Genomic DNA, 16,458 nt, shown 5'->3' with positions numbered 1-16,458 from the left:
TTGTTCATTATTAGTGTGTTTATCAGTAGATGACAAACACTTGATTTCGCTGCACCGGCTTTCTGTTTATTTAAAAAAAATAATTTTAATGCCTTGATATTTAGCCGGTTCTGAACAAATTCTTTTTGGTAAAGAATAGGGTAAATGGTATACATAACCCCTCAGAGAATGTTGCGAATGATTTATTAGGAAGGAAAGCGTACCAGGTGAGAAGGTCCCCTTGGTTTTATAAATACGAAACTCGAAATCCGGTTTAAACCACCTCGATCACATGCTTTGATCGCAATCCATTCGGAATGATCCGGATTTCCACCTGTGCATGAGAATTAGCCTGTACCTGGGCAATCAATTTATCCGACTTTTCGCGCTTTGCACCAACTTCTACTTCGTAGGTTCCCGGATCCAATGCAATAAATAACTTTTTCCCTGAATCAATACCACCTCTTTGTTCACCGTTGATAAAGATCGGACTTGAGATCAGGCGGTTTTGGGCTTGTTTGATGCGCATGAAGTGGATGCCGCTTTTATTGAAGTAATCCGAGTCCAATACAGAATTCGTCTCATCACCTTTCCGGTTGCGGATCAGTTTGAGAATGAACATGACGAAAACTAAGGGAAGCAGCAGCGCTAAAATCGTGACCAATCCTGTAATACCAAGCGGGTATTTATCTCCTGGTTCCGGAGCAAAGAGCTTGATAAAGAACAATGCCGGATATGTTTCCATGATTACGGACCAGAAGGAAAAAATCACAGCCGCAAAAATGTAGATGTAGATTAGAATGCGCATAGTAGGTTTAAATTTGAAACCCGTAGGGACGCGATTAATCGCGTCCCTACGGGTTTTGTTGTATATAGTTATTTAAGCTAAAATCACATCATCCCGTCGTTCACCGATTTGCTGTCTCCACATGGCATAATACAAACCTTTCTCTTCAAGCAATTCGCTGTGTTTTCCTGTTTCGATGATGAGTCCTTTCTCCAAAACGAAGATTCGGTCAGCATGCATGATGGTAGATAAACGGTGTGCGATCAAAACGGTAATGTGTTCTTTTTTGTCAGTAATCTCGCGGATGGTATTGGAGATAGCTTCCTCAGTAAGGGAATCCAAAGCAGATGTTGCCTCGTCGAAAACCATTAACCTCGGGTGACGCAGCAATGCTCTGGCAATAGATAAACGTTGTTTTTCACCACCGCTCAGTTTCATCCCGCCTTCACCGATTACGGTGTCAATCCCGTTTTCACTGCGGGCGATGAGGTTCGTGCAAGACGCTTTACGCAATGCTTCGTCAATTTCTGCTACCGTTGCATCCGGTTTTACGAATAGCAGGTTTTCACGGATCGTTCCGGAGAACAACTGCGTATCCTGCGTAACAAAGCCCAATTGCTGCTGCAATTCTTCCTTGTCGATTTCCGTACTGCTGATTCCGTTGTAAGTAATATCACCTGTTGGAGCGCTGTACAAACCAACCAATAATTTCACCAGTGTACTTTTTCCAGAACCACTTGGTCCCACGAAAGCAATGGTTTCACCTTTGTTCACTTCGAAGGAAATATTGCTTAACGCATCGTAAGAAGCGGTTTTATGACGGAAACCAACGTTTTGGAATGCCAGTTTTTCGATCGCATTCAGGGTAGAAGGGACGGTGGGTTTCTCTTCGATCGGAGTATTGATGATCTGCTCAAAGTTATGAAGCGATGCTTCGGCTTCGCGGTAGGAAATGATCACGTTCCCAACTTCCTGCAAAGGTCCGAAAATGAAGAAGGAATAGAATTGCAGCGTCATGATCTGACCGACAGTTAAGGTGTGTCTGAAAATCAGGAACATCAGGAAGAACATGATGGATTGGCGCATCAAATTCACAAAGGTTCCTTGGGTAAAGGAAATACTTCGCACCTGGCGCACTTTTTTCAGTTCCAATTGCAGAATTCTGCGTGTGGTGTCGTTCAAACGCTCTGTTTCCTGCGTTGCAAGACCCAAACTCTTCACCAATTCAATGTTTCGTAAACTTTCTGTGGTACTTCCTGCCAATTGATTGGTTTCTTTTACAATGGTGGTTTGTACTTTCTTGATCCGCTTGGATAATTGATTGGTAATGTAGCTTAATAGCAATGCGGAACCCAAATAAACGACAATCAATCCGGGATGGACACTCAAGGCGTACACAATCACGAAAACCAATCCAACTATCGAAGTGAAAAGGATATTTACGAAATTCATGATGAATCGCTCATTATCGATCCGTACTTTTTGAAGGATGTTCAGGGTTTCACCGCTTCGTTTGTCCTCAAATTCACTGAAAGGAACCTGCAACGTGTGCTTCAAACCGTCCGTATAAATATCTGCACCCACTTTTTGAATAGTCAGGTTCACGGTATAATCCTGGAATGCTTTTGCAATACGGCTTACCATCGCCGCACCGATTGCCAGCGCGATCAATGTACCGACACCCGAAAGGAATTCATTTTGGGTATAATCATCCGGCCGGGTGGCATAATTATCCAGCAATTTCCCGAAAATGTAAGGGTCTAAAAGCGAAAATGATTGGTTGATACTGGCTAGTATCATGGAAAGGAACACAAGTCCTTTGTAACGTTTTAAATAGGATACGAGTATTTTCATGTAAATCTAAATATGAATGTTTTGTTTCCTGCAGAAATGAATGTATTGAAAAATATGGAGTATGAATTGTTGTTTCAACAGGAGGTGTAAAAGTAATAAAAATTGGAAAATAATCTGTTGTTGAAATGATTAAATCCCATTGTCTTCTTTATAGAAGGGAAATTTAATTTCCCCCTTTGGAGGGGGAGGAAAGGGGGAGAAATCAAAAAACCTTCCTCCCAGGGCTTCACACCAATGAAAAGAAGGTTTCTCTGTTTATTATTAGGGTGTAACTCAAACTTAGTGATCAGCTGCAACAGCTTTCGAACCTTTCTTGTAGCGGATTAAAAACACAACCGGAACACAGATCAGGATCAAACAAGCGACCATAAAGAATCCATGATTGTAACTTACCAACATTTGCTGCCGGGTCATTAATCCGTCTATCTGGCGATTGGCCATCTCAGTTGCCTGCACCGCATCATATCCTTTTGAAATGAAATTCTGAGCCATCAACTGAAGACGTTCGTTTACGGAATCACTGTACTGATTGATATAACCGATCATATTTCCGCGAACCATAGCATTGGTATTCGTTAAATACACATTGATCAAGGCAATTCCTACGGATCCGCCGAGCTGACGGATCATATTCGCCAAACCAATTGCTTGCGGCATGTCTTTCGGACTCAATCCCTGAACTGCCAGTGAAAGAATCGGTGACATCATGAACGCCATTCCGAAACCACGCAATACGAACGGAAGATAGAAATTGCGTTCTGAAGAATCTGGAGAAGAAAATGCCAGCATCATCACGAAACTAAAGGTCATTGCAATTCCGAAGAGAATGACTGTTTTCGGATTCATTCCTCCACCAAGCAAGCGACCAACCAGCGGCATGGCAAAGGCAGTACACAATGCTCCCGGGATCATGAACATTCCGGTTTGTGTTGCGGTCCAACCCAATGAGATTTGAACAAACAAAGGGAAGATAAATACCGTTCCGAAAAGCATCAAACCGAGCAGGAAGTTCATAATGGAACCCATGATCATATTGTAGTTCTTGTACAAGCGAATATTTACAGCCGGATAATCAATTTTCAATTCCCGGATAATAAATGCGGCAAGACTAGCCACTGCAATGACGGTCATAGCAGTAATCTCATGGCTTTCGAACCAATCTTCTGCCGTACCTTCTTCCAGAACATATTGAATGGAACCCACAGAAACAACGAGGAAGAGAATTCCCCACCAGTCTATTTTCCTGGGTTTGACGGCTCCGGGCCGATTCGTAACATATCGGAAACTTAAAATAGTTGCAGTAATACCAATCGGAATATTCACAAAGAAAATCCAATGCCAGGAAAAATTATCGGTAATGTACCCGCCAAGAGTCGGCCCGAAGGTTGGCCCGAGGATGAGTCCCATTCCGAAAATAGCATTTGCCGTAGAGATCTTTTCAGGCGGGAAGGCCCCGATGATAATGGATTGTGCCGTTGAAAGCAAACCGCCACCACCTAAACCTTGCACGAATCGCCAGAAAACAAGCGTCCAAAGATTGGTGGAGAGACCACACATCAGTGACGCTACGGTAAAGATCACAACGGAGCCTGTAAAGTAATTCCGGCGACCGAAAAAGTCGCTTAGCATACTTGTCAATGGAATAATGATCACGTTTGAAATGGCATAAGCCGTCACAACCCAGGCAATTTCTGTTGTTGTTGCACCCACATTCCCACTGATCTCACGTAATGAAACGTTTACAATGGTGGTATCGAGTAACTCGAGAATGGCGCAACTGATTGCTGTGATGACCAGGATCCACTTTTCAGCTCCCGTCGGATAAACGATGGGTGTTTTTAAAGCAGGAACTTCCACAATTACTTCACTTTAACTGATACGTATGCGCTTAACCCCGGGAAGAGAATTTTCAATTCTTCTTTCGTCAAATGATCAATCGTAATTTTTACAGGAACACGCTGTACAATTTTCACGAAATTACCGGTTGCATTATCCGGAGGCAATAAAGAGAATTTTGCTCCCGTTGCTCCAACGAATGAATTCAATTTCCCGGATAATTTGATGTGTGGATATGCATCCACTTTGATTTCAACAGGTTGACCGATCCGCATGTTTTCCAATTGTGTTTCCTTGAAGTTTGCGCTTACCCATAGACTGGAATTATCGATTGCCGAGCAAACTGCCTGACCGGTTGAAACGTATTGTCCCACCTCAATGCTTCTTTTTGAAACAATCCCGTCGCATGGCGCTTCGATTGTAGCGTAATCCAATTGAGTTAAAGCCAGTTTCAATTCTGCTTCACGCTGACGGATCAGGGCTTCCGCCAGAGAGATCAAAGAAACCTGACCCATGGCCTGGGATCTGACTCCTGCAGATTGTGATTGTGAAACTTTCAATTGCTTCAAAGCAGCATCGTATTGAGCTTGTGCTACTTCCAGTTCGGCATTACTGTTATCCAATTCCGATTGAGTGGCAGCTTTGGCAGCAAACATGTTCTTAGTGCGTTTGTTGTCCTCTTTCGCTTTATTCAATCTTGCTTTTGCAGAATTGATGGTTTCTTGGGTAGATTCTGTAGTAAACATGGCAGCGCTTGCATTCTGATTTGAAGCCATAGCATTGCTTTTTACGGCATTTAAGTTTGCTTTTGCGTTCTCCAAAGCTGCTTCAGCCTGAGCTACTTTTGCTTTGTATTCCGTGTCATCGATGGTAACGAGCAATTGTCCTTTTTTGACTTCCTGGTTGTCTTCAAATAAAACTTCCTTCACATAACCTGTGATCGAAGAGCGGATAGGAATGATGTTTGCGTCCAATTGTGCGTTATCTGTTGATTCCGTATTTCCACCCATCATGAAGATGACAATTCCTACTATAACAGCGATTATGATTCCGCCAATGACGAATTTCATTCTGGAGCCTTTTCCCTTTTTTTCTTTTTTGTTTTCCTTTTCCATGTCTGTTTAATTTTTAAAATTTGATTGAACCTGATGTTGCGTTGATTGTTGAAATGGCATTCATTCGTTTGATCTCGTGAACTTTCTTGTTGAGTTTTGCCTGCAGTTCAGCGTTTAATTGTGACAAATAATTTACAACGGTGATCTTACCATTTTCCATTTGAGCTGTTGCTGTTGTAGTTACGCTGTGTCTTTTTTCAATGATGATATCGTCTTTTTCGATCATTTGGGCAAGTGCATTCAATTGAGCTGTTTGTGTATTTAATGAAGACTCAATGTTGAACAGGAAGGCATCTTTTTGAATCTCAATCAGGCTTTTGTTCAGTTCCACTTTTGTCTTCTCTCTTTTCAAACCGTACAGTGAACTGATATTCCATCGGATCGTAAGGTTTGCACTTCCGAAGAAGCGCAATTCCTGGTTAATGAAGTTTGGTCCCGGACGACCATAATTTCCGGCTGCTCCAACAGTTACTCTTGGAATTGCATTGACATTGATCTGCTTGAAGCGTGCATCCAGCAATTTTGCCTGAAGATCAAAAATCTTCATTTCAGGCCGTTGAATTTCAATCCGAGCAGTGGTTCCACCGATCGGGGTTTCTGTGAGCACCGTATTTTTGTCAACCGGCTTTCCAATATAAAGTGTCAGAGTTTTATAAAGTCCTTCCAATTGAAATTCCGACTCAATGATGTTTTGCTCCGTTTTTAGAACCTCCGCTTCCAGTTCATCCAAAGAACTGGCTAATACCAAACCGTTGTCAACACCTGCCTTCATGTTTTTAGCCCTGTTCGTCAGATCTTCCTTATAAAGCTCCAGGATTCTTAAATTCTCCCGGCCTAAAAGCACATTGATATAAATTTGGTTTACGCGCTCCACTAATTTGTAAAGTTCCACCTCGTTTTGCTGAATGGTTAATTCCGTGCTCAATTTTTCAACGCTGTGCTGCGATTTCGTTAGTCCGCCATCAATGATTGTCTGTTCCAGACTTAAGGAAGTCAGATAAGCATCGTGTGGGAATTTCATATCCATTCCGGGGAAATCGAATTGAACAACCTCGGTGTTGTACGTTGCCTGTCCCATGAATGAAAGTTTCGGTAACCAGTTTTCACGGATTGCTTTTTCGTTTTGTTCTGTTTGTTGTAATGTAACTTCGTTTTGTCTGATTAATGGATAATTTTTCTTTGACCAGGCAATGCAGGAGTCCAAAGAAATTGCGTTTTGTGAAAACCCGATTCCCGTGATTGCGATGCCCAGTACTGTCAGTAATTTGTGCATAATTGTTTGTGTTATTGAAATTTGAATGAAATGAAGTCTTTGACAGATTGTTTGATTTTATCTTTAGCCTCACCATCCCAGTCGTATCCATGCTTTTTAAGCATTACTTTGTAAAGTGGTGATGCCAGGAAGGGATAGGCGCAGAGTGAATGCAGATTGACCATGAACAGAACCGGATCGAAAGGTTCAATTTTCTCATTGATAAATGCTTCCTGGAGGGTAGGAACCAAAAGGGATTTCTGAGTCTTCAGACTCTTTACCTTTTCATAGAACATTTCAGGATTAATGGAAATCTCCTTGATAATGAACATCGACATTTGAGGGTATTCGCTGAAGAACTCGAACATATTGTCGACATATTGCATCAGGCGTTCTTTGATTGGCATTGATTTATCACCGATAACGGTCATTTGGGCGAAGTATTTTTCCAGCGCACCGTCAAATACCGCATCAAATAATTTTTCTTTGCTCCGGAAATAATAATGAAGAAGCGCTTTGTTAATTCCGGCCGTATCAGCAATGTCCTGCATGCGTGCACCATACAAACCATACTTCATAAAAACCTCTTTCGCTGCTTCTAAAACTTTTTCCTCAGTAGTTGAATCCTTTGACCCCATAGTTTAATTATTAAGTTTAACCATTTGGTTAAACCACTTTGCAAAAGTAATTAGTTGCTTTTACTTATCAAGCATTTTTGTAAGAAAATCTTATTTTTTTTACCAGTGAATAGTTTTATGGACTTAAAATGTGTGTTCATGCAGAAAGTTGAATCGTTGGACGAAATGCTGCTTTCATCAACTAATGAAATTGTTTAAATTTACCCCATGAATAATTTCGAGATTACAACTCCAACAACGATTGTCTTTGGGAAGAACCAATTGACAAGAGTTTCTCAGTTGCTTAAAAACCAGGCTGCTGATGGAAAAGTGATTGTTTTATACGGCGGCGGATCCATTGAAAAGTCGGGGTTTTTGGATAAACTGAAACAAGAGTTGACGGATCTTGAAATCCACTTCTTTAAAGGGATCGAAGCAAATCCTGAATACACTACTTTAATGCGGGCAGTCGAATATATCCGTGAACACCGGATCGGTTATATGCTTGCAGTTGGTGGCGGATCTGTAATTGACGGGGCGAAATTTATTTCAGGAGCGGTGAATTATGAAGGAGATCCCTGGAATGTGTTAAACCAGGTTCCCGGTTGCACTTTTACTTCTGCTGTTCCTTTCGGATGTATTTTAACAATTCCGGCTACCGGCTCCGAATCTAATTCGGGAGCAGTTATTAGCCGTTCGGAACTGAAAGAAAAACGAACAATGGGAGGACCCTTATTCTTCCCGAAATTTGCTTTGCTGGATCCGACCTTTGTTGCGACTTTACCGAAACGTCAGATTGCAAACGGAATAATTGATGCGTTTACACATACGATGGAGCAATATTTAACTTTCAAAGGAGAGAATTTATTGCAGGAACGCTATGCAGAAGGAATACTTTTGACACTGATTGAAATCGGGGAAAAAGTACTGGAAAACCCGGAAGATTATGATTTGGCTGCAAACCTGATGTGGTGTGCCAATCAGGCGTTGAACGGTGTATTGCGCTGCGGTGTAACCACTGATTGGGCAACTCATATGATCGGACACGAATTAACAGCTTTACACGGAATAGACCATGCCCAATCGCTTGCAATCATTGCTCCCAGATTGTATGAGGTGAAATTTGAAAGCAAAAAAGTCAAATTGGCCCAGTACGGAAAACGCGTTTGGAACCTCGAAGGTTTAGACGAGCAGGTGGCAAGAAAAGCGATAGTCAAAACGGAAGAATTCTTTCATAAACTGAATGTGAAAACAAGAATCTCGGAATACACTTCTGATTATCACGATACGGCACAAATTATCCATGACCGCTTTGTTCAGCGTGGATGGCTTGGCTTGGGAGAAAACAAGGATTTGACTCCGAAAGAAGCAGAATATATTGTTAATCAGGCTATTTAATGGGACTTTCAGACAGATATACCATCCGGAGAGAAGCAACTCCTGCTTTATTGGATTTATTGACCCAAACAACCTTGGGAACAAATGGTGCACGTTACAAGCATTTAGATACCCCAACCCGCATTTTAGAGGCAGATAATCCCTTATTTATTTCCCTGGAAAGAGATGGGAAAGTACAGGGGAATTTAACCTTGTGTGACCGTGGGAAACAATGGTATGTGCGCTACTTTGCTTTTGCAAATCAAAAACAGGCATCAAAAAACGTGAACCGCGTTCCAAAAAGCAATTCGCGTTTAAAGATGGAAATGGCGAGTTTCTTTGATGAGATCTTTGATGGGAAATTAGGAGATGCACCCGATGCTTTTTATGCTTATATCGACCCTGCAAACGACCGCAGTAAATGGATGTCAGAACAATTCGGATTCCGGACAGAAGCACAATTGATCTCACAATCATTCAGCAGGACAAAACCCCGTAGCGTTGCCCATGTCCGGCAAATAGAATCCGAAGAACAGATCAACGAGTGTTTGGCTAAAATAGCGGATTCACATGCCTTTTTTGTTGAACATCATGCAAAGAAAGGTCCTTTTTACGGGTACTTTAATCAATTTGGTGAGATAACCGGCTTTGCTAAAGTAACGAAGGCTAATTGGGTGATAGAACGTTTACCGGGAATGTTGGGCGGAATCTTTACGAAACTGATCACGATTACCCCGGGAATTCGCAGAATTGTGAAACCTAAGAATCATAGTTTTCTTGTTCCGGAATCGCTTTGGGTGAAGGATAATGATCCGGGTGTTTTATCGGCATTACTGGAAGGAATTTTAGCTGCGGAAAAAGTGAATATGATGATTTGGTTCGTTGATCGAAGAGAACCGCTTTGGAGAGAAAGTCGTCAATATGTTGATTGGGGTTTGTTTCATAAAATGACACCACAGCCTGTTGTTGATGTAGTGGTATTGAGAAAGAACCCGTTAAAAATGGATGAACTGCGATCCAAGCCGATCTTTGTGGCGGGTTGGGATATGGTTTAGGTTTCGCGCACGTGAATTTAACCTATTTAATTTTGACCACCCTTCCAGGGTTTATAACCCTGGACCATTTTATGCAGCAGCAATTTCGAAAAAATAGTTAAATTCAAATCCAAACGAAATAATCCCTTCGTTTGTTTGTTATCGAAGAAGCGAAGGCTTAACTTTGTACGTTGAATATCGATTTTATGCATCCTTATCAAGCAGGTCCCTTATTGGAGCAAATCATTATCCCTCAGGATTTAAGGGATAAAATGACTGTGGAACAATTACCACAAGTTGCCGATGAATTGCGTCAGTATATTATTGATGTCATCTCTGAAATCGGAAACTCGCATTTCGGAGCCAGTTTGGGAGTTGTGGAATTAACGGTTGCATTGCATTATGTCTTCAATACTCCATACGATCAGTTGGTTTGGGATGTTGGTCACCAGGCTTACGGTCATAAGATCTTAACCGGTCGAAGAGAAGTATTTCATACCAACAGAACAAAAGGTGGAATCTCCGGATTCCCGAAACGTTCCGAAAGCGAATACGATACATTCGGAGTAGGTCACTCATCCACTTCTATTTCCGCAGCATTGGGGATGGCTATTGCAAGCCGTTACAAAGGAGAGAAAAACCGTCAGCACATTGCTGTAATCGGTGATGGCGCCATGACTGCCGGGATGGCTTTTGAAGGGATGAATCATGCAGGTTTTGAGAAAGATGCCAACTTATTGGTGATTTTGAATGACAATTGCATGTCTATCGATCCGAACGTAGGAGCACTAAAAGAATATTTAACCGACATCACAACCTCTCATACTTATAACAAAGTAAAAGATGAGGTATGGAAATTGCTTGGAAAAGTAAGTAAATTCGGCCCAGATGCACAATCTGTCGTTTCAAAAATATCCTCTGCTTTAAAAGGTTCGATATTAAAACAAAGTAATTTATTTGAATCACTCAACTTCCGTTATTTTGGTCCGGTAGATGGACATGACTCCATCGGTTTGGCAAAAGTGCTGGAAGATTTGAAAGATATTCCCGGTCCGAAAATTTTACATTGTATTACGCGTAAAGGAGCAGGATACAAATTTTCCGAAGAAGGAGACCCGACCAAATGGCACGCTCCAGGGATTTTCAACAAGGAAACGGGAGAAATAGTTAAGATCGTTCCTAAATCACCACAGCCTCCAAAATACCAGGATGTATTCGGTCACACAATAGTGGAATTGGCCGAGCAGAATGAAAAAATCATGGGAGTTACTCCGGCAATGCCAACCGGCTGCTCTTTAACATTCATGATGGAAGCCATGCCGGACCGTGCATTCGATGTTGGGATTGCGGAACAACATGCGGTAACATTCTCCGCAGGTTTAGCTACACAAGGATTAATCCCCTTTTGTAATATATACTCCTCATTCATGCAGCGCGCTTACGATCAGGTATTACATGATGTAGCTTTGCAAAACCTTCCGGTTGTTTTCTGCCTGGATCGCGGCGGACTGGTCGGAGCAGACGGAGCAACGCATCACGGGGCATACGATATTGCTTACATGCGCAGCATTCCGAATATGATTGTTTCCGCACCAATGAATGAAGCAGAGTTGCGGAACCTGATGTTTACTGCCCAGGAAAATCATGGACCATTCTCTATTCGTTATCCGCGAGGAAATGGTGTTATGACCGAATGGAAAACACCGATGAAAGCTGTTCAAATTGGCCAGGGAAGAAAAGTAACGAATGGAGAAGACATTGCATTAGTAACAATCGGACATGTTGGAAATTTCGCCCAGGAAGCGATTCAATCACTGAAAGATACCGGTGCTTCGGTTGCACACTACGATATGCGTTTCGTAAAACCATTGGATGAAACCCTGTTGCACGAAATATTCACCAAATTCGAAAAGGTCATTACGGTAGAAGATGGCTGTATCATGGGTGGTTTCGGTTCTGCAGTTATTGAATTCATGGTGGATAACAGCTATCATTCAAAGGTGGTACGATTAGGAATTCCGGATAAATATATTCATCACGGAACTCCGGAGCAATTGCATGCTGATTGTGGGTTTGATTCCCTTTCAATCGCTGCAAAAGTCAAAGAATTACTCAACATTTCCACCTCAGAAGAACACAGTCTTCAGAGCGAAGTAGGTTAGTTCCGGTAATAACATTTTAGCCCAAATAGTTTGTAATTATTCAATGCAATGGAATCCGCTTTTTCGTTGTAATTATTTAATGATTATGACCGTTGTAAAAGTCAATAAACATGAGGGCTGTTCGCAATATCGCGAACATGCAACAGAATAGCGAAATGTTCTCAAAATTCTTTCCGAAATCAGTACCCTTCCTCTTTCAAATTTCTTCCTATTTTTGCATCCATAGAAAAACATCATGAAACGAACAAAAATTGCTGATTTATTAAGTCAACCGCAAGTCGGTGAAAAGTATCTTGTGAAGGGTTGGGTGCGTGCATTTCGCAGCAACCGTTTTATTCAACTGAATGACGGTTCCACAATCAATAATTTACAGGCTGTTGTTGACTTTGAAAATTTTGACGAGGCAATTTTAAAAAAGATCACGACGGCTGCTTCTGTAGGATTAACAGGTGTTGTTATCGAATCGCAGGGAAGCGGTCAGGCTATTGAGTTACAGGTTTCTGAAATTGAGATTATCGGTGAAGCAAACCCGGATGAGGTTCAGCGCACGGTCATGCAGCCAAAGAAACACAGCTTGGAATATTTACGTGAGCAGGCGCATTTACGTTTCAGAACAAACCTGTTCGGAGCGGTTTTCAGAGTACGCCACGCCGTAAGCTATGCCATTCACCAGTTCTTTAATGACCGTGGATTTTATTACATCCACACACCGATCATTACCGGATCGGATGCGGAAGGAGCAGGAGAAATGTTCCGCGTTACTAACTTGGATGCTAAGAGCCCACCATTGAACGAAGACGGTTCTGTAAATTATTCAGAAGACTTTTTCGGGAAGGCAGTGAACTTAACGGTTTCCGGTCAACTTGAAGGAGAATTGGCCGCTTTGGCTTTGGGTCAGATCTATACCTTCGGACCAACATTCCGGGCAGAGAATTCAAACACTTCCCGCCATTTGGCAGAGTTCTGGATGATCGAGCCGGAAGTCGCTTTCAATGACATTCACGACAATATGGATTTGGCTGAGAACATGCTGAAATACATTTGTGAATACGTGATGAAAAATTGTGAAGACGATTTGAAATTCCTGAATGAGCGTGAAGCGCAGGAACAACAATCGAAACCGCAAAACGAGCGCAACGAATTGGGATTAATTGAACGTTTAGAATTTGTAACGACCAATGATTTCAAACGAATCACTTATACAGAGGCGATCGAAGTCCTGATGAACTCGAATCACTATAAGAAGAAGAAATTCAAATACGATGTGAATTGGGGAACTGATTTGCAATCGGAGCACGAACGTTATTTGGTTGAGAAAGAGTTCAAACGCCCGGTAATTATCACAGATTATCCGGCATCATTCAAAGCATTCTATATGCGTGCAAATGATGGATGCGAACCAGGTAAAGAAACGGTTGCTGCAATGGATATCTTGTTCCCTGGAATAGGCGAAATGGTGGGTGGATCTCAACGTGAAGAACGTCTGGAAGTACTGAAGAAAAAATGTGCTGATTTCGGAATTCACGAAGAAGAATTGTGGTGGTATTTGGATACGCGCCGTTTCGGATCGGTTCCACATGCAGGTTTCGGTTTAGGTTTTGAGCGTATGGTAATGTTCGTAACGGGTATGACAAATATCCGTGATGTGATTCCTTTTCCCAGAACACCACAAAATGCGGAATTCTAATTTGATTTTTTGTACATTAGATAGCTCTAAATATAAAAGTACACTGAGCTCATTGAAGTGTGAACATTTTTTATAATACTGAATAAATCCTCTAATGGCACTAAGGCAACAGCTCACCCAAAAACTGGAACAACGGCTTTCTCCACAGCAAATTCAATTAATGAAATTGTTGCAGGTTCCTACTATGGAGTTGGATCAACGCATCAAACAGGAATTGGAAGAAAATCCTGCCTTGGACGAAGGTGTTGATGAGGTAGAGGACGAATACGATAACGATCAAGAAGAGGATTACAAAGACGATGAAAACGAATTTGATACCGATTTCGACATCAGTGATTACTTCGACGATGACACTCCGGATTACAAAACACAGGTAAACAATAAAAGCAAGGACGATGAAGAGCGTGGCGTACCACTTTCTGTTGATTCCTCATTCCAGGATAAGCTAACGGAACAATTGCATTTATTAGACCTGGATGACACACAATTTCAGATTGCAGATACGATCATCGGGAATTTGGATGAGTCCGGTTATTTAAACCGGGAATTGGACGCGATTGTAGATGATCTGGCTTTTTCTTCCAACCTCATGGTTACCGAAGCAGAAGTGGAATATGTGCTTAAAATTGTACAGGAGCTGGATCCTGCCGGAATTGGGGCGAGGGATTTGAGAGAATGCTTATTGCTTCAGATTGCCCGTATCCAAGAGGGAAATATTACCTTGTTTACAGCGAAGAAAATATTAGAAGATCATTTCGAAGAGTTTACAAAGAAACACTACGATAAGATCCAGAAGAAACTTGAAATTGAGGATGAAGATTTAAAGGAAGCAATTGATGCGATCATCCGATTAAATCCGAAACCGGGAGGTTCTTTGAAAGACAATTCGAAAAGCATTCAGCAAGTCATTCCTGATTTCATGATCGCGGAATTTGACGGGAAATTGGAATTATCGATCAATGGCAGGAACACCCCGGATCTGAAAGTTTCGAAGGAATATGAACAATTGCTTAGAAGTTACGGTGAAGGTGCAAAGACTTCCAAATCGGACAAAGATGCGCTCTTGTTTGTGAAAACAAAGTTAGAAGGTGCAAAATGGTTCATTGATGCGATTCGTCAGCGTCAGCAAACATTGTATACAACGATGCATGCAATAATGATGTACCAGTATGAGTTCTTTTTGACTGGGGATGAAACGAACATGAAACCAATGATCCTAAAGGATATTGCGGAAATTGTAGGTCTCGATATTTCAACGGTCTCCAGGGTTGCGAACTCCAAGTACGTTCAAACAGCATATGGGGTTTATTCCCTGAAATACTTTTTCTCCGAATCCCTTTCAACTGATTCCGGGGAAGAAGTCTCCACCAGGGAGGTGAAGAAAATTCTGACGGATGCAATTGAGGCGGAGAATAAAAAGAAACCCCTAACGGATGAGCATTTGGCGAAATTGCTCAATGACAAAGGATATAATATTGCCCGAAGAACAATTGCTAAGTATCGGGAGCAATTGAATGTTCCGGTTGCGCGTTTACGAAAAGAATTGTGATGAAGGTTGTTTCCAAAACTCTTTCCTGGATTTTTTTACCACTTCTTGCTCCGGTATACGCTATCATAATTGCAATGTATGTGGAAAGCTGGGAAGCCGATTTCTACCAGGGTGAAAGTTTGTTTTCATTGGATGAGAGAGCGAAGGAATTCTTCCTGTATCTTTTTACAGCTTTTTCATTTCTGGCTCCGGCACTGACAGTTTTATTCCTTCAAACAAGAGGTTCTGTGACTTCTGTAATGATGGAAAAACGGGCTGAGCGAATTGTACCTTCCATCATGGTGGTATTATTTGGAATCTCTATGCTGACAATACTGCTTTTCAAAGTTCCGGAAAGATTGCCGGGTGCACGATTCATATTAGGATTGTCACTGGGTTCGCTCATTGCGGTAATTGTATGCACAGTTCTCACATTTCGCTGGAAAGTTTCTCTGCATGCAACTGGTATGGGAATTTTGACCGGTTTCCTCTATATGTATTATAGCAAGATGCTTATTTTTCCTATGTGGATCTTAATCCTTGCTTTCATTGCCAGCGGAGTTGTCATGTCTGCCCGAATGTACCTGAAACTTCACAGTTTATCGCAGCTTGTAATTGGTTTTGCGATTGGCTTTGCGGGTCTTGTTGTTGGTATCAAATTCTTCTTTCTTTATTATTAGGATTTAAAGAATCTGTGGGATTGTTGTTATGGCAGCCTGTAAAAACTGGGCTTTTTTGTTAAATTTGTTACGCTTTCAGACAACCTTTCCAACATTTAGCTGTCTGGCAAGTACAGAACTTAAAACAAACCGTGTTGAAAAATTTATTGATTGTAACGGGATTCCTTATTTCCGCAACATTCTCTTTCTCCCAAGAGATTGACTCCAGGATCCTCAAAAACAAAGGCAAAGAAGCCGAAAAAATATATGAATACAATAAGAATTCATATTACTACCTCTTGTTCGAATTAGATCATTCCTACGAAGTTGTTTCGAAGAATTCTCTTTCCAGAGAGCAGCGCAATTCGATCAGAAAGGACATTGTTTTTACTGATTCCGATAAAATGAATATTGGGACATCCAATTTTAACTTTTATGATTTTGGTATCAAACTGTCCAAATCGGAAAGACAATATATCCAACTGGATAAAGAGCGCGTAGTGGTTTTCTATGCAATTCCTGAAATTACAAAGGCTTTTACCACAAGTCCTTCAAACACTAAATAGACCTG

Annotated in this window: 13 protein-coding genes; 7 read left to right on the top strand and 6 right to left on the bottom strand. The window is 41.5% G+C overall.

Annotated features, from left to right (window positions below; genetic code table 11):
• Positions 1–253 precede the first annotated feature (253 nt).
• The 6 genes from K0S23_RS11440 to K0S23_RS11415 form a co-directional block, all read right to left on the bottom strand.
• Entirely contained in the window at positions 254–787 is a 534-nt protein-coding gene (locus K0S23_RS11440; protein WP_300357341.1) for a hypothetical protein, read from the bottom strand.
• A gap of 72 nt (positions 788–859) precedes the next feature.
• Positions 860–2,620, bottom strand: a complete 1,761-nt coding sequence (locus K0S23_RS11435) for an ABC transporter ATP-binding protein (RefSeq protein ID WP_300357338.1) — start codon at positions 2,618–2,620, stop codon at positions 860–862.
• A 279-nt stretch (positions 2,621–2,899) separates the two neighbouring features.
• Positions 2,900–4,477, bottom strand: coding sequence for a DHA2 family efflux MFS transporter permease subunit (locus K0S23_RS11430; RefSeq protein ID WP_300357336.1), 1,578 nt, complete (start codon positions 4,475–4,477; stop codon positions 2,900–2,902).
• 2 nt (positions 4,478–4,479) lie between these two features.
• Positions 4,480–5,571 carry an HlyD family secretion protein gene (locus tag K0S23_RS11425; RefSeq protein WP_300357334.1) on the bottom strand — a complete coding sequence of 364 codons (1,092 nt, stop codon included), beginning with the start codon at positions 5,569–5,571 and terminating at the stop codon, positions 4,480–4,482.
• A 13-nt stretch (positions 5,572–5,584) separates the two neighbouring features.
• Positions 5,585–6,844, bottom strand: coding sequence for a TolC family protein (locus K0S23_RS11420; RefSeq protein ID WP_300357332.1), 1,260 nt, complete (start codon positions 6,842–6,844; stop codon positions 5,585–5,587).
• 11 nt (positions 6,845–6,855) lie between these two features.
• Positions 6,856–7,461 (bottom strand): TetR/AcrR family transcriptional regulator, encoded by a 606-nt coding sequence (locus tag K0S23_RS11415; RefSeq protein ID WP_300357329.1) that lies wholly within the window; start codon positions 7,459–7,461, stop codon positions 6,856–6,858.
• 207 nt (positions 7,462–7,668) lie between these two features.
• Here K0S23_RS11415 and K0S23_RS11410 point away from each other — a divergent pair, with 207 nt between their 5' ends.
• The 7 genes from K0S23_RS11410 to K0S23_RS11380 all read left to right on the top strand — a co-directional run bounded on the left by K0S23_RS11410 (position 7,669) and on the right by K0S23_RS11380 (position 16,453).
• Positions 7,669–8,838: an iron-containing alcohol dehydrogenase gene (locus tag K0S23_RS11410; RefSeq protein WP_300357327.1), complete on the top strand. Its 1,170-nt coding sequence runs from the start codon at positions 7,669–7,671 to the stop codon at positions 8,836–8,838.
• Positions 8,838–9,872, top strand: coding sequence for a hypothetical protein (locus tag K0S23_RS11405; RefSeq protein WP_300357324.1), 1,035 nt, complete (start codon positions 8,838–8,840; stop codon positions 9,870–9,872). Before K0S23_RS11410 ends, K0S23_RS11405 begins: the two co-directional genes overlap by 1 nt.
• Positions 9,873–10,057: 185 nt before the next feature.
• A complete protein-coding gene (gene dxs, locus K0S23_RS11400; protein WP_300357322.1) occupies positions 10,058–12,013 on the top strand; it encodes a 1-deoxy-D-xylulose-5-phosphate synthase in 1,956 nt (651 codons plus the stop codon).
• Between the two features lie 235 nt (positions 12,014–12,248).
• The gene (gene asnS / locus K0S23_RS11395; protein ID WP_300357320.1) at positions 12,249–13,700 is read left to right on the top strand and encodes an asparagine--tRNA ligase; all 1,452 of its coding nucleotides are present in this window, start codon (positions 12,249–12,251) and stop codon (positions 13,698–13,700) included.
• A gap of 94 nt (positions 13,701–13,794) precedes the next feature.
• On the top strand, positions 13,795–15,249 hold the full coding sequence (rpoN, locus tag K0S23_RS11390; RefSeq protein ID WP_300357318.1) for an RNA polymerase factor sigma-54: 1,455 nt from the start codon (positions 13,795–13,797) through the stop codon (positions 15,247–15,249).
• On the top strand, positions 15,249–15,908 hold the full coding sequence (locus K0S23_RS11385) for a hypothetical protein (protein ID WP_300357316.1): 660 nt from the start codon (positions 15,249–15,251) through the stop codon (positions 15,906–15,908). The genes rpoN and K0S23_RS11385 overlap by 1 nt, the downstream gene beginning before the upstream one ends.
• 134 nt (positions 15,909–16,042) lie before the next feature.
• Positions 16,043–16,453: a hypothetical protein gene (locus K0S23_RS11380; RefSeq protein WP_300357314.1), complete on the top strand. Its 411-nt coding sequence runs from the start codon at positions 16,043–16,045 to the stop codon at positions 16,451–16,453.
• The last annotated feature ends 5 nt before the right edge of the window (positions 16,454–16,458 follow it).

Source organism: Fluviicola sp., from assembly GCF_029266855.1.
GTDB lineage: Bacteria > Bacteroidota > Bacteroidia > Flavobacteriales_D > Crocinitomicaceae > Fluviicola.
This window is presented reverse-complemented; position numbering and strand designations above follow the sequence as displayed.